The organism is Dictyoglomus sp. SSW (assembly GCF_055181335.1).
This window is the reverse complement of record NZ_CM143705.1, coordinates 1,386,356-1,399,820: the sequence shown is the minus strand read 5'-3', so window position 1 is coordinate 1,399,820 and position 13,465 is coordinate 1,386,356. Positions and strand designations below refer to the sequence as shown.

13 protein-coding genes, 1 riboswitch and 1 other annotated feature are annotated in these 13,465 nt (G+C 32.4%); of the genes, 6 read left to right on the top strand and 7 right to left on the bottom strand.

Annotation, left to right across the window (positions count from 1 at the left end; genetic code table 11):
* Positions 1–94: 94 nt before the first annotated feature.
* From ACY3JM_RS06840 to ACY3JM_RS06830, 3 genes are read left to right on the top strand one after another with little or no spacing between them, the layout of a single operon-like run.
* Positions 95–1,165 (top strand): bifunctional phosphoglucose/phosphomannose isomerase, encoded by a 1,071-nt coding sequence (locus ACY3JM_RS06840; protein ID WP_463081944.1) that lies wholly within the window; start codon positions 95–97, stop codon positions 1,163–1,165.
* Positions 1,162–1,746, top strand: coding sequence for a metallophosphoesterase family protein (locus ACY3JM_RS06835; protein WP_463081945.1), 585 nt, complete (start codon positions 1,162–1,164; stop codon positions 1,744–1,746). The genes ACY3JM_RS06840 and ACY3JM_RS06835 overlap by 4 nt, the downstream gene beginning before the upstream one ends.
* 2 nt (positions 1,747–1,748) lie before the next feature.
* The gene (locus ACY3JM_RS06830) at positions 1,749–2,540 is read left to right on the top strand and encodes a DUF4032 domain-containing protein (protein WP_463081946.1); all 792 of its coding nucleotides are present in this window, start codon (positions 1,749–1,751) and stop codon (positions 2,538–2,540) included.
* Here ACY3JM_RS06830 and ACY3JM_RS06825 read toward each other — a convergent pair.
* Positions 2,537–3,787, bottom strand: coding sequence for an endonuclease Q family protein (locus ACY3JM_RS06825; protein ID WP_463081947.1), 1,251 nt, complete (start codon positions 3,785–3,787; stop codon positions 2,537–2,539). The genes ACY3JM_RS06830 and ACY3JM_RS06825 overlap by 4 nt on opposite strands.
* Positions 3,788–3,881: 94 nt before the next feature.
* Here ACY3JM_RS06825 and ACY3JM_RS06820 point away from each other — a divergent pair, with 94 nt between their 5' ends.
* A complete protein-coding gene (locus tag ACY3JM_RS06820; RefSeq protein ID WP_463111183.1) occupies positions 3,882–4,880 on the top strand; it encodes an alpha/beta hydrolase family protein in 999 nt (332 codons plus the stop codon).
* Between the two features lie 72 nt (positions 4,881–4,952).
* Entirely contained in the window at positions 4,953–5,366 is a 414-nt protein-coding gene (locus ACY3JM_RS06815; protein ID WP_463081949.1) for an RrF2 family transcriptional regulator, read from the top strand.
* 6 nt (positions 5,367–5,372) lie between these two features.
* Here the strand turns inward: ACY3JM_RS06815 and ACY3JM_RS06810 are convergent, their stop codons facing one another.
* The 6 genes from ACY3JM_RS06810 to cysE form a co-directional block, all read right to left on the bottom strand.
* Positions 5,373–6,374, bottom strand: coding sequence for a DUF933 domain-containing protein (locus ACY3JM_RS06810; protein ID WP_463081950.1), 1,002 nt, complete (start codon positions 6,372–6,374; stop codon positions 5,373–5,375).
* Positions 6,374–6,790, bottom strand: a complete 417-nt coding sequence (locus tag ACY3JM_RS06805) for an archease (protein WP_463081951.1) — start codon at positions 6,788–6,790, stop codon at positions 6,374–6,376. Before ACY3JM_RS06805 ends, ACY3JM_RS06810 begins: the two co-directional genes overlap by 1 nt.
* The gene (gene gyrA, locus ACY3JM_RS06800) at positions 6,787–9,210 is read right to left on the bottom strand and encodes a DNA gyrase subunit A (RefSeq protein ID WP_463081952.1); all 2,424 of its coding nucleotides are present in this window, start codon (positions 9,208–9,210) and stop codon (positions 6,787–6,789) included. Before gyrA ends, ACY3JM_RS06805 begins: the two co-directional genes overlap by 4 nt.
* 69 nt (positions 9,211–9,279) lie before the next feature.
* Positions 9,280–9,924 carry a thiamine diphosphokinase gene (locus ACY3JM_RS06795; RefSeq protein WP_463081953.1) on the bottom strand — a complete coding sequence of 215 codons (645 nt, stop codon included), beginning with the start codon at positions 9,922–9,924 and terminating at the stop codon, positions 9,280–9,282.
* Between the two features lie 11 nt (positions 9,925–9,935).
* Positions 9,936–10,736 carry an energy-coupled thiamine transporter ThiT gene (locus ACY3JM_RS06790; RefSeq protein WP_463081954.1) on the bottom strand — a complete coding sequence of 267 codons (801 nt, stop codon included), beginning with the start codon at positions 10,734–10,736 and terminating at the stop codon, positions 9,936–9,938.
* Positions 10,737–10,826: 90 nt separating this feature from the next.
* Positions 10,827–10,937, bottom strand: a riboswitch (TPP riboswitch).
* Between the two features lie 22 nt (positions 10,938–10,959).
* Positions 10,960–11,658: a serine O-acetyltransferase gene (gene cysE, locus ACY3JM_RS06785; protein WP_463111806.1), complete on the bottom strand. Its 699-nt coding sequence runs from the start codon at positions 11,656–11,658 to the stop codon at positions 10,960–10,962.
* Positions 11,659–11,757: 99 nt separating this feature from the next.
* Positions 11,758–11,994, top strand: a binding site (T-box leader).
* A gap of 43 nt (positions 11,995–12,037) precedes the next feature.
* Here cysE and ACY3JM_RS06780 point away from each other — a divergent pair.
* Positions 12,038–13,390, top strand: a complete 1,353-nt coding sequence (locus ACY3JM_RS06780) for a TrpB-like pyridoxal phosphate-dependent enzyme (protein WP_463081955.1) — start codon at positions 12,038–12,040, stop codon at positions 13,388–13,390.
* The last annotated feature ends 75 nt before the right edge of the window (positions 13,391–13,465 follow it).

Here is a 13,465-nt window from a genome sequence, read left to right as displayed (position 1 = left end):
ACTTTTAAAGTATACAGAGTATTTAATTATTGTCAACGATTTAATTATAAGCTAAAATAATTTCACAAACAAAATAATTAAAGGAGGCATAAAGATGGTAGAGAAATTGGATCAAATTGAGGTTCTTAAAAACTTAGACCCCAAGGACATGTATTCAGCAGTTTATAATTTGCCAGAACAAATAGAAAGAGCCGCAGAAGTTTCTTATTCTACTCCTATAAAAAATGTGTCTTATAATATAGAGAGGGTTCTTGTGCTTGGTATGGGCGGATCTGCTATAGGAGGCGACGTTTTACAAAGTGCCCTTTTTAAAGAAGCAAGATTTCCTATATATGTAAACAGAGATTATGATCTCCCTACTTGGGTGGATAGTAAAACCTTAGTATTTGCGGTTAGTTATTCAGGTAATACTGTAGAAACTTTAAATTCTGCCAAAGCTGCTTATGATAAAGGAGCCTCTGTTGTAGCAGTAACAAGTGGAGGAAAATTAAAAGAATTTGCAAATGAAAAAAATCTTACTTTGGTTGAGATACCATCAGGCATGGCACCAAGAGCTGCTATAGGCTATGTAACAATTCCTTCTTTTGTAGTTTTGGAAAAAATAGGAGCAGTATCCTCTAAAAAGTCAGAGATAGAGGAGACTATTAATTATCTTAAAAAGGCAAGAGAAAGCTTCAAGAGAGAAGTACCAACAGAAGAAAATGTAGCCAAAAAAGTTGCAAAAATGATCTTTAAGCGTATTCCTGTTATTTATGCTGTAGAGGAAAAATGGAAGGTAGCAGCTTATAGATGGAAATGTCAAATCAATGAAAATTCAAAATATCCTGCATTTTATCACTTCTTTCCAGAGCTTAACCATAATGAAATTATGGCGTGGGAAGCTATGGATGAAGTTATTAAGCCATTAACTCTTATTTTCTTGTACACCTCTCTTGATGGAGAAATGAAGATTAGGGTAGAGTTCATGAAAGAGAAAATATCTGAAAGAGGAGTACCTATATTCATGTGGCAAGCTGAAGGAAAATCTCCTCTTACTCAGTTCTTTTCTATGACATATTTAGGAGATTTTGCTACTGTATATCTTGCTTATTTAGCAGATAAGGATCCTTTCTCTATAGGATATATTAATGAACTTAAGATGAGGATAGGACAGCCCTTAAGTTGAAGGTATTAGCTCTATCTGACATTGAATCTCCAAATTTTTATGAAAAATTTGATATAACTCCATATAAAGGGGTAGAGGGGGTTATATCCTGTGGTGATGTTATGCCGGAACTTCTTACTTATATAGCTACAATGTTAAATGTACCAGTATTTTATGTACATGGAAATCACGATGAGATATATGAAAAGAGGCCTCCAGAAGGTTGTGAAAGTATTGATGGAAGGATGATAGAGTTTAAAGGGAGGAAAATTTTGGGACTTGGTGGTTCTATAAAATATAGTGTAGGTAAATTTCAATATACCGAAGAGGAAATGGAGTGGAGAATTAGAAGATTGTTTTTAAAGTTAAGAAAAGGGGTGGACATTGTGGTAGCTCACTCTCCACCTTTTGGAATTCATGAAGGAGATGATTTAGCTCATAAAGGTTTTAAAGCTTTTCTAAAATTAATAGAGAAATATCAACCTCAATATTTTCTTCACGGGCATACACACATGAATTATGTTTATAACTCTAAAAGGTTTGCAGAGCTTGGTAATACAAAAATTATAAACTGTTCTGGAATAATTCTTTTGGATTTATAGAAATGAGGTTTTTTAAGAGATTTTTAAAAAATAAAAAACATTTAAAGAGTTTTGATGAAGTTTTAAAAGAAGAAGAAATTTCAGGATGGAGAGACTTAGGTTATCAGACTATTGAGGTTGATAAGATTGTTGGTAGTGTTGGAAGATATAAAGATTTTGATGAAGAGTTTAGACCTTTAAAAGGTAGTTCAAAAAGTAGATTACAAGAGCTTGAAAATGCAATTTTGAGAGGAAAAATTTTACCTCCTATCGAGGTTTATAAGATAAAAGATGAATATTATGTTGTTGATGGAAATCATAGAGTGGCTGTAGCAAAGAAATTAGGTCAGAAAGAGATTGATGCTCATGTAATTGAATATATTCCTTCTGAAAACAGTATAGAAAATATATTACACAGAGAAAGGTCAGATTTTGAATTAATTACAGGGTTAAGAGGGATAATTCTTACAGAAATAGGGCAGTATAGAAAGCTTTTAAATCAAATTTTAGAACATAAATATTATATGAGCGAAAAAAAGGGGGAAGAGGTTAATATTAAAGAAGCGGCAAGAGATTGGTATAGAAATATTTATCTACCAATTGTTAAAAAAATCCAACAAGAAAGACTTTTGGATGCTTTTCCAGGAAGAACAGAAGCAGATCTTTACGTTTATATATCAGATCATAAATGGTTAGAGAGTCAGAAAAGAGGTTATGATATCGGATTTGATAAGGCCATTGAAGATTTTAAAAACTTACTACCAGGCATAACTTTAAAGGATAAAATTTTAGAGCTTTTCAAAAGACCTTTTTAGAAGAGAGAAAGTTGATTTTCTGAAGATGCCTCTTCTGGAAAAATTATTATTTTACCATAGACCCCATCATATCCCGGAATTTTTTTTATTTTTCCTTGTCTCATAAGGTTTATGCCTTTGGCAATTTTTTCTCCAGAAATTCTAATTATATCCTCTAATGATACATCCATTAAGATGCTTAGCTCATTTCCAAGATTTGATATGGTTTTTAAATATTCCCTTTGTACTATAGGTGATGAAGGTTCTTTATTTAAAGATTGCCCAATAATCTCTTCCAATGGTACTAAATTTTTATAAGGTATTTTAATAGGTAAATATACCTCTTCTCTATCAGCTAATTCTTCTACTCTATGTAGAACACCTATAGTAAGTGGTTTACCGCAAATGGGACAGATTTTCCCTAACTTAATACTCTCTTTGGGGTGTAATGATATATTACAATTTCTATGACCATCAAAGTGGTATTTTCCTTCTTCTGGGAAAAATTCTATAGTATATAAAAATTTATCTTTATCTTGATTTTTAATAGCATTAAAGATATCTTTGTAATTTAAATTGCAATTAAGTACATTAGCTTCTCTACCTATTTTATTTGGAGAATGGGCATCTGAATTTGAAATTAAACAAATCTTATCTAATTTACTTAACCTCCAATTCATAGAGGGATCACTACTTAATCCAGTCTCTATAGCAAAAATGTATTTAGAATAATTACCAAAGGCTTCTTCTATTGAGTCAAAACCTGATTTTGAGCCAAATATAGAGTACCAAGGTGTCCAAGCATGAGCAGGTATTATATGGATCTCTTCAGATAAATCCCAAAGTTGAGGTATAACTTTTTGTATGGGTTCACCCAATGTTGGCCTTCCATCTGACGTTAAATTACTATATTTTTCAAGTATGCGATTAATCTTATATGCTATCTCAAAGGAAGGAGCAAAAATAAGAAGATGAATTCTCCTTAATTTGTTATTTTGATTATATATAAGACTTATCTCTGAGGATAAAATAAAATAAATATCATTGTAAGAATATATGCCGTAATTTTCTTCTTTTAATTTACCTTTCAACTCGTTAAACCATAATGGATGCGTAAAATCGCCAGTACCTAAAATATTTACTCCCTTAATTTTAGCCCATTTTGTAAGGCTATGGAGATCCATATCTTTACTTGTAGCCCTGCTATATTTTGAATGTATATGAAAATCCGCAATTAACCTCAATTTATTAATCTCTTTATAATTCATTTTAAGTTATTTTAAAACAATCATTTATTTTTGTTAACATCAGATAAATTAATAGTGTACAATATAAACATTATTTTGATTAAGGAGGATACTTATGGACTTTTTATATTTTAAAAAGCTTTATCAAAACGAAAGATTATATGGATTTAAAGCAAAGAATAAGGAAGAATGGCTAAATTGGAGAAAAAATTTTAGATTAAAGTTAATTGAACTTTTAGGGGGATTTCCAGAAAAATGTGATACCAATTTGAGGGTTTTAGATACTAAGGATTTTGAGGATTATAAGAGAGAACTTATTATATTCAATTCGGCAGAAGATATAGAAGTTTATGCTTATCTTCTTACTCCCAAAAAGGTAGAACTTCCTGCTCCTGCTGTTATTGCTGTTCCTGGTCATGGAATAGGGATGAATGATGCTGTTGGACTTGATGAGAATGGTAATGAGAGAGAAATTCCATCTGGTTATATGAAGGATTTTGGAATCTCATTGGTAAAACAGGGTTTCATTACATTTGTTATTGAACAATTGGGTTTTGGATACAGGAAAATAGTAAAGAATGAAAAGATTTCTTCTTGTAGAGAGTTATTTTTCTGGGCTTTAATGCTTGGTAAAACAGTTATAGGACTTAGGGTTTGGGATATAATAAGAAGTATTGATTTACTTCAAGGTTTCCCTGAGGTAAAAAAAGATTCTATAGGCATTTATGGGATTTCAGGTGGTGGGACCTCTTCCTTATTTGCATCATCATTAGATGATCGTATTAAAGCTACCGTTATTAGTGGATATTTAAATACCTTTAGAGACAGCGTATTAAGTATTTCTCATTGTGAATGCAATTATATTTATGGTATTTTGAAATATGCAGAGATGTATGATATTGCAGGACTTATTGCACCAAGATTTCTATTTATTGAACATGGTATAAAAGATCCTATTTTTCCTATAGAAGCAACAAAATTTGCTTTTTCAAAGATTAAAAAAGTATATGATTTTTTAAATGTATCTGATAATTTAAATTATGAGTTTTTTGATGGGGGACATGAGATTTGGGGGAATAAATCTTTTCAATGGCTGAAGAATGTTTTGGTCTGATTGATGTTTGACTTTTAAAAGGATAACATGTAAAATGTCCTAAAAAAGTATGAATTTAGAGGTGTAATAATTATGAAATTATCAACAAGGTCAAGATATGGTTTGAGAGCTCTCATATACATAGCTAAAAATCAAAAAGAGGGAAATCCTGTAAGTGTAAGGAGAATATCTGAGGCTGAAGAGATTCCTCTAAGATACTTGGAAAGAATTATGAGAATTCTTTCGCAAAACAAATTTGTTAAGGCTGAGGTTGGAGCAGAAGGTGGTTATTATATAAATGGTGATCCAAAGGAAATTAAGATTTTAGAGGTGGTAGAGGCTTTAGAGGGTAGGACTGCATTAGTGGATTGTATAGTTTTTCCTAATAAGTGCAAGAGGGTTTCTCAGTGTAAAACAAGACCTTTATGGATTGAGATGACAAATAAACTAAGAGAAACGCTAGCTAAATATACACTTTATGATTTTGTTAAAGGAGAAAAGACTTAATTAATTTTATATGTGGAATCTTATATATAATACATCTCCATCTTCTACTATATAATCTTTCTTTTCTACTCTTACTTTTCCTTCTTGATATGCCTTTTTCCAATCACCGATTTTTACAAGCTCGTCCCATCTTATTACTTCAGCTCTTATAAAACCTTTTGCAATATCTGTATGAATAACACCAGCAGCATTTAAAGCTGTGCTTCCTTTTTTTAGCTTCCAAGCTCGAGCATCCTTTTCTCCAACTGTAAAGAAGGAAATAAGATTGTTAAACTCAAAAATTTTATCTATTAATAGGTTTCTTATGCTTTTTGATAAGTTATACATGGACAAATACTCTGTGACATCTTTTTCATCAAGTTCTAAGAGTTCTTCTTCTAATTTAGCCGGAAATAAGAAATAGATTTTATCTTTTAATTTCTCCTTTATGGAATTTAGAAGTTTTTCATCTTCTAATTGAGTATTTGAGATATTTATTATGTAAAAAATTGGTTTTATAGATAGTAGATTCCAAGCAGAAAGTATTTTTAGTTCATCCTCTCTAAATTCCATATTGCTTAATGGAATCTCATCTAATAAACTTTTTTGGATTTTATCTAAAACTGCTTTTTCAGGTATACCTAATTTTCTATTTTTCAAAAGTTTTTCTGTAGTTTCCAGATCTTTTAGTATAAATTCATTTTCTTGGTTTTTTATCTCATCAAGATCTTTATCTTCTCTAAAAAGAGGCAGCATATAAAGAATTATTTCTGCTTTTTGTATTTTTTCATAAAGTTGGGGATTTAGGGATGTAAAAGTAGCATTACCTGGTGGATCCATAAAGTCTAAGTTTATAAAATTAATAGATTTACTTTTAAAGATTTTCCAAAGTTCTATTAGCCTTTCATCCTCTTTGGGTACTGCACATATATTATAATCAGAAAATTTAATGTGTGCCTTTCCTTTTGAAAGGACTTTTATAAGTGTTGTTTTTCCTGATTGAGATTCTCCAACTATTAAGTTTGCCATTAAATATCAAATACCACCTGTATTATCCATTGGTTATCTTTATTTTCAATCTTTAATAGATTATATGTTACTGCTTTTATTTCTCTTATGATTTCATGTTTTCTAGGATCAAATTTCTCACCAAAACAGTGGCTTATTAGTTGATTATTCCCTATAAGGGTGACATTAAATTTTTTGAATATAAGTCTTTTAACGTCAAATACATAAAGGAGTTCATTTAACCATGTAACAAGTAGAGATTCTAAATCTTCAGCATCTACTTCAATGTCAAACCTTTCCTTTTCATCAATTTTTTCTAACGGACACATAAGGTCAAACATTGCTTCTGCTGATACCTCAAAAGCTTCTTCCTTCGTACTTCCATATGCAATTATTCCTATATCTGCTGTATGATCTATTAATTCATATTTTTTCATTCTTCGTTACTCACCAGATCAATACTAACTACTCTATCTTCATCATTTAATTTTACCAATTTTACCCCTTGAGTATTTCTACCCATGATAGGTATATTTTTTACAGCTAATCTTATGATTTGACCCTTTTGAGTGCTAATTAATATTTCATCATTTTCTGACACATTTTTTACTCCTATTAAATTACCTGTTTTAGGTGTTATTTTTATTGCTCTAATTCCAATTCCACCTCTTTTTTGCAAATTGAATTCATCAGGTTTTATCCTTTTACCTATGCCATATTCTGTAACAAGTACAATGTCTTTATCATTTTTAACTATTATTCCACCTATTACAGAGTCGTCCTTTCTTAGTTTTATTCCTACCACTCCTTGAGCAGATCTCCCCATAGGTCTAACATCTTTTTCATCAAATCTTATAGCATTACCTTTCTTTGTAAGTAATATAATTTGATCGTTTCCAGTGGTTAAGAATACGTTAACCAATAGGTCATTATCTGCTAATTTTATAGCATTTATGCCGGTTTTTCTAACATTTTGAAATTCTTCCACAGGAGTCTTTTTGACTATTCCTTGAGAGGTTACAAATAGAAAATAGAGATTTTGAGGAAATTCATTTAAAGATATAATTTCTGTTATTTCTTCTCCTTCTGATATGCCTATATAATTCTTAAGAGGAGTACCTTTACTTTGTCTTGAAGTTTCATCTAATTCATAGGTTTTTATGTAAAAGACCCTTCCTTTGTTGCTGAATAAAAATAATGTACTTCTTGTAGATGTAACCACAAAAGAGGTTATTATGTCATTTATATTATTGGCAAGAGTATTAAGACCCTTTCCACCTCTTTTCTGTATTTGATACGTGGATAATGGAAGTCTCTTTATATATCCTTCTCGAGTAAGACATACAACTTCAGGATTATCAGGTACTAAATCCTCAATAGTTATGTCGCTTTTTTCTTCCTCTTGAATTTCTGTTCTTCTTTTATCAGAGTATTTATTTTTTATCTCTTTTAATTCCCCTGCAATTACTTTCCATAATTCTTTTTCATCGTTAAGTATTTTTTGTAGTTCTTCAATAGTTTTTCTTATGCTTTCCATCTCATTTATTAATTTCTCTTTTTCAAGCTTTGTTAATTGATGTAATCTCATGTCAAGAATTGCCTGAGCTTGTACCTGTGTGAGCTTAAATTTTATCATTAATTCCTCTCTTGCAGAATCAGCATTCTCAGCTTGTCTTATAATTCTTATTACTTCATCTAAGTGATCTAATGCTATTAACAATCCCTCTAAAATATGAGCCCTTGCCTTTGCTTTCTCCAGATCATACTTAGTTCTTCTCAGTACAACATCTTTTCTATGTTCTAAGAAAATCTTAAGTAATTCTATAAGATTAAAGACTTTAGGCTGACCATCCAAAATAGCGAGCATGATAACTCCAAAAGTGGTCTCTAATTGGGTATGTTTATAAAGCTGATTAATAACAATTTGGGGTTCTGCTTCTTTTCTAAGCTCTATTACAACTCTTATTCCATGTTTATCCGACTCATCTCTTAGATCTTTTATTCCAGTTATTTTCTTTTCTTGTACAAGTTCGGCAATTTGGGTTAGTAGATTAGCCTTGTTAACCTGATAGGGTATTTCGGTAATAATAATATTTTTTTCACCTTTCTTTGTTTCCTCTATTTTAACCTTTCCTCTTACTATGATTTTACCTTTACCTGTTAAGTAACTTTCCCTTATTCCTTTTCTTCCCACAATTATTCCACCTGTTGGAAAATCAGGACCATCTATAAACTTTAATATTTCATCAAGCCCTGTATGAGGATTTTCTATTAAATATAGTAAGGCATCTATTAATTCTCCTAAATTATGAGGTGGGATATTAGTTGCCATTCCTACAGCTATTCCAGAAGAACCATTCATAAGAAGCTGAGGAATTTTAGTGGGAAGTACTACCGGCTCCTTTAGTGAATTGTCATAGTTGGGTACAAAATCTACCACATCTTTTTCTATATCTGCAATCATTTCTGAGGCTATAGGAGCAAGTCTTACCTCTGTGTATCTCATAGCTGCTGGTTCGTCTCCGTCTATGGAACCAAAATTCCCATGTCCATCTATTAATGGGTATCTGAAGGAAAAATCCTGAGCCATTCTTACTAATGCTTCATAGACTGCAGCATCCCCATGAGGATGATATCTACCTAAGACATTACCTACTACATGGGCACTCTTTTTGTAGGGTCTATTATGTAGCATTCCAGATTCGTACATAGAATATATAATTCTTCTTTGTACAGGTTTTAGTCCGTCCCTTGCATCAGGTAAAGCTCTTCCTACGATTACGCTCATAGCGTAATCCAAGTAGGAATTTTCCATCTCTTTTTCTAAGCCAACTAATATTATTTTGCTTTTTTCCATTTTCTCCTCAGAATTAAAAAAATTTCAATGATATTGAAAAATAAAGACTATATATTTTAACATAAGAGCTTATTTTTTGTGTAGATGTATTACAAAGAGTGTCCCTTCAGAAGTTTTTATTTTTGCTTGCGGTAAAAGGAATTCATTACTTATTCCTCTTGTAAGCTTTCTATATAATGGTTCATTTTGTAAGGGGTATTTTAAGCCTTCTAAAGAGATACCATCAACCACATCTGATAGGGGAATGAGGGAGAGTGTATCTCCCTTGTTCCCCCAAAATATTCTTTCTTCTTCCCCTTTCATAAGATATATATTTAAATTTTTATCTATTACATATGGCTCTATGCCCATATCTTTTACTTTTTCTAAAAAGAATAGATTAGAAAGTAAATGGTCAATCCTTCCCCCCAATAGTCCAATAAAATATATTTCTTGGGGGTTGAATTTTATAGCTTCTCTTACAGCTAATTCTAAATCAGTTTCATCTTTTTCTTTTGGATAAATTTTCCACTCTATTTTTTTATTCTCAAACTTTTTAGATATATCTTCTGTTAATGAATCTAAATCACCTACAATTATGTCAGGTGTTATATCAAACCTTAATGCCAATTTAGTACCACCGTTAGCACAAATAATTTTGTCGACAGGGAATATAGTTCCTATATCATTTATATCTAAATTGCTTTCTCCATTTGCAAAAATTACTATTTTCATAGATTCTTTTATTATATCTCACTTTCTTTTAGTCTGGGGTATATAAGTAGTACTAATGGTAAACATACAAAAGTACTAGGTACAACTACAAAAAGATTATATATTAGGGAGTAAATCCATGCAGGTGTCCCAGGTGGAGCATATTGGGAAAAGAAAATCACGCCTGACAGGAAATGAGCAAATAATCTTCCAAGACCACCAATAAATACTCCAAGTTCTATGGGTTCTTGGGTCTTTCTGAGGACAGCACCATAAATTAAAAGTAATGCCCCAAGAATACCTGCAACTATTAAAACTATTCTTGAAATTGGGAACCACTTCAATTTAAATTCTAAATCTTTAATATCCTCTTCTATATTAGTTTTTTCTTCACCTTGGGCAGATTGAAGTTTTAATTTTAACTCTTCTAGGGTTTTTTGAGCTTGAGGAAGTTCATTAGATATATTAACTACAAACAGAATTGAACCTGCTAAGAAAAGTAAAGCTATAAAAAAGGAAATTATTTTTGAGACCTTAACCTTTTTTGCTATTCCTGAAAGGCCTATTAAACCAAAAGCAATGGGATAATCTAATAAATATTGGGCCCAATGAACAACATACATATCTTGTAAGGAGTGTATAACCCCATATACTAATCCTACTAAAATACCTGGTAATGTTCCCCATCTTAAAGCAAAGATAAAGAGAGGAAGCATTTGCATACTTATACTTCCACCTTGAGGCATAGCTCCTATTCGCAAATACCAAAGAAGTAGAGATAAAGCTATGGATAGAGCACCCTCTGTAAGAAGCCTTACAGGCTTTTGAGACATTATGAAGCACCTCCTATATTAAAAATTAAGATTCCCTAGCCAGCATAGTGGAAGGGAACCTTAATTTTTATATACCTTAAATGTTATATTTTTTTATCCTTAGCCCTTCCCTACGCTGGCATTACCCAGATCAGGTTCAAAGGGTCGGTAGCTTCCGCTACCATCTCAGCCTCGGATTAAGAGGCTCCCCCGGGAACCTTTTTTCTTTTAATCTGTAATTATATCATAAATTTTCTGGTTTTTCTCTTAATAGTCTTTCCAGCTTTTCTATTCTATTTTCAATGTTCTCAATTCTTGATTTTAGTTCTTCAATTAAACTTAGTTCAGGGTCTGGGATATTACCATGTTCTAGCATTTCCTTAGGAGTTAGTTTTCTCCCCTCTTGAACTATAACTCTTCCAGGTACTCCCACAACTGTACAATTGGGGGGTACAGACTTTAATACTACAGACCCAGCACCTATTCTTGTATTATCTCCTATAGTTATTGGACCAAGAACTTTTGCTCCTGCTCCTATAACCACATTGTTGCCTATCGTAGGATGTCTTTTACCCTTTTCTTTACCTGTTCCTCCTAAGGTAACGCCTTGGTATATGAGTACATTATCTCCAATTTCTGTTGTTTCACCTATCACTACCCCCATACCATGATCAATAAAGAAACCTTTACCAATCTTTGCTCCAGGATGGATCTCTATTCCTGTTAAAAGTCTATTGAGATGGGAAATTAAACGTGGAATAACTGGTATTTTTAATTTCCAAAGAAAATGGGCTAATCTATGTAATAATATAGCATGAAAGCCCGGATAACAAAGTATTACTTCTAAAAAATTTCTTGCAGCAGGATCCTTTTCAAATACAGCCTTGTAGTCTGCAACTATTGTTTCAATTATTTTAAGCATTTTTTTCACCCCATCCTTTATAAATTATACCAATTTGATATAAAATAACATAAAAATAAAAAATTTTCCACTGAGAGTTTTTGTTATTAAAAATTTATAGTATAATATCATCTAAAAATAGGAAAGGCTGTGAAGGGAAATAGTAACTACCAAATAGCAAGATAACAGAGAGGTTGGTATTAGCTGTAAACCAGCCATCTTGCAGGTAGTGAATGGGGCCTGGAGCCTTGGAACGAAAGAGATAATATATCTTCGAGTAGTCTCCAACGGGTTAGCCTCCGTTAAATGGGCAAAGAGTTGGGGGATATCTACCTCAATTAAGGTGGTACCACGAGACCAAGCCTTCTCGTCCTTTGTGGATGAGAAGGCTTTAATTTTTATTAGGGGAGGTTTTTAATGTATGAGTCAGTATAAGTATATTTTAGAAGAGTCAAAGCTTCCTAAGGATTGGTACAACATTATACCTGATCTTCCTTTTCCGCTACCTCCTGTAATTCATCCTGCAACATTACAGCCTGTTAAGCCTGAAGATCTTGCACCTATTTTCCCCTTGGAGTTAATTAAACAAGAAGTGAGTCAAGAAAGGTATATTCCTATTCCTGAAGAAGTGTTAAATATTTATAAGCTTTGGAGACCCACACCTTTGTATAGAGCTGTAAATTTGGAAAAATATTTAGATACACCAGCACATATATATTATAAATATGAAGGGGTTAGTCCTCCAGGAAGCCATAAACCAAATACTGCAGTAGCTCAAGCTTTCTACAATAAACTGGAAGGTGTAAAAAGATTATCTACAGAGACTGGAGCAGGCCAATGGGGCTCTGCTTTATCTATGGCATGCAATTTCTTTAAGTTAGAATGTAAGGTATATATGGTTAAAGTAAGTTATTATCAGAAACCTTATAGAAGATCCTTAATGGAAATATGGGGTGCAAAGGTTGTACCAAGCCCAAGTCAAGATACAGAAGCTGGAAGAAGGATTTTGGAGAAAGATCCAGATTCTCCTGGTTCATTAGGTATCGCTATTAGTGAAGCAGTAGAAGATGCAGTTAAGAGAGATGATACAAAATACTCCCTTGGTAGCGTACTTAACCATGTACTTTTACATCAGACCATAATTGGAGAAGAAGCTTTGATGCAGATGGAAATGGCAGAAGAATTTCCTGATGTGGTTATAGGATGTGTGGGTGGGGGAAGTAATTTTGCAGGTCTTTCTTTTCCTTTTGTAAGAGAAAAATTTAAGGGTAAAAAGATTAGAATTATTGCTGTAGAACCCGAATCTTGCCCAAGTCTTACAAAAGGTATATATACATATGATTTTGGTGATGTGGCTAAAATGACCCCCCTTTTAAAGATGTATACACTTGGCCATAATTTTATCCCTCCTTCTATTCATGCAGGAGGTTTACGTTATCATGGAATGGCACCTTTGGTAAGTGCTCTTTATCATAATGGATATATTGAGGCTGTAGCGTATCCTCAAACAAAAGTATTTGAAGCAGGAATTCTTTTTGCAAGGACGGAGGGTATTGTACCAGCACCAGAATCTTGCCATGCTATAAGAGCAGCTATTGATGAGGCTTTGGATGCCAAAGAAAAAGGAGAAAGAAGAGTAATATTATTTAACCTTAGTGGTCACGGTTTCTTTGATCTTTCTGCCTATGATCAATATTTAACAGGTAGACTGGAAGATTATTCTTATCCTAAGGAAAAGGTTGAAGAAGCACTTAAGGATCTACCTAAGATTTAAGCTATTTGAAGAGGGGAGAATTTAAGATTTCTCCCCTCTACTTTTTAAATCACACTTAAGCTCTTGAAATTTGTA

Excerpts from the sequence above, each read along its gene's own strand:
- ACY3JM_RS06840 (WP_463081944.1), top strand. The coding sequence starts at position 95 with ATGGTAGAGAAATTGGATCAAATTGAGGTTCTTAAAAACTTAGACCCC.
- ACY3JM_RS06830 (WP_463081946.1), top strand. The coding sequence starts at position 1,749 with ATGAGGTTTTTTAAGAGATTTTTAAAAAATAAAAAACATTTAAAGAGT.
- ACY3JM_RS06825 (WP_463081947.1), bottom strand. The coding sequence starts at position 3,787 with ATGAATTATAAAGAGATTAATAAATTGAGGTTAATTGCGGATTTTCAT.
- ACY3JM_RS06820 (WP_463111183.1), top strand. The coding sequence starts at position 3,882 with ATGGACTTTTTATATTTTAAAAAGCTTTATCAAAACGAAAGATTATAT.
- ACY3JM_RS06815 (WP_463081949.1), top strand. The coding sequence starts at position 4,953 with ATGAAATTATCAACAAGGTCAAGATATGGTTTGAGAGCTCTCATATAC.
- ACY3JM_RS06810 (WP_463081950.1), bottom strand. The coding sequence starts at position 6,374 with ATGGCAAACTTAATAGTTGGAGAATCTCAATCAGGAAAAACAACACTT.
- ACY3JM_RS06805 (WP_463081951.1), bottom strand. The coding sequence starts at position 6,790 with ATGAAAAAATATGAATTAATAGATCATACAGCAGATATAGGAATAATT.
- gyrA (WP_463081952.1), bottom strand. The coding sequence starts at position 9,210 with ATGGAAAAAAGCAAAATAATATTAGTTGGCTTAGAAAAAGAGATGGAA.
- ACY3JM_RS06795 (WP_463081953.1), bottom strand. The coding sequence starts at position 9,924 with ATGAAAATAGTAATTTTTGCAAATGGAGAAAGCAATTTAGATATAAAT.
- ACY3JM_RS06790 (WP_463081954.1), bottom strand. The coding sequence starts at position 10,736 with ATGTCTCAAAAGCCTGTAAGGCTTCTTACAGAGGGTGCTCTATCCATA.
- ACY3JM_RS06780 (WP_463081955.1), top strand. The coding sequence starts at position 12,038 with ATGAGTCAGTATAAGTATATTTTAGAAGAGTCAAAGCTTCCTAAGGAT.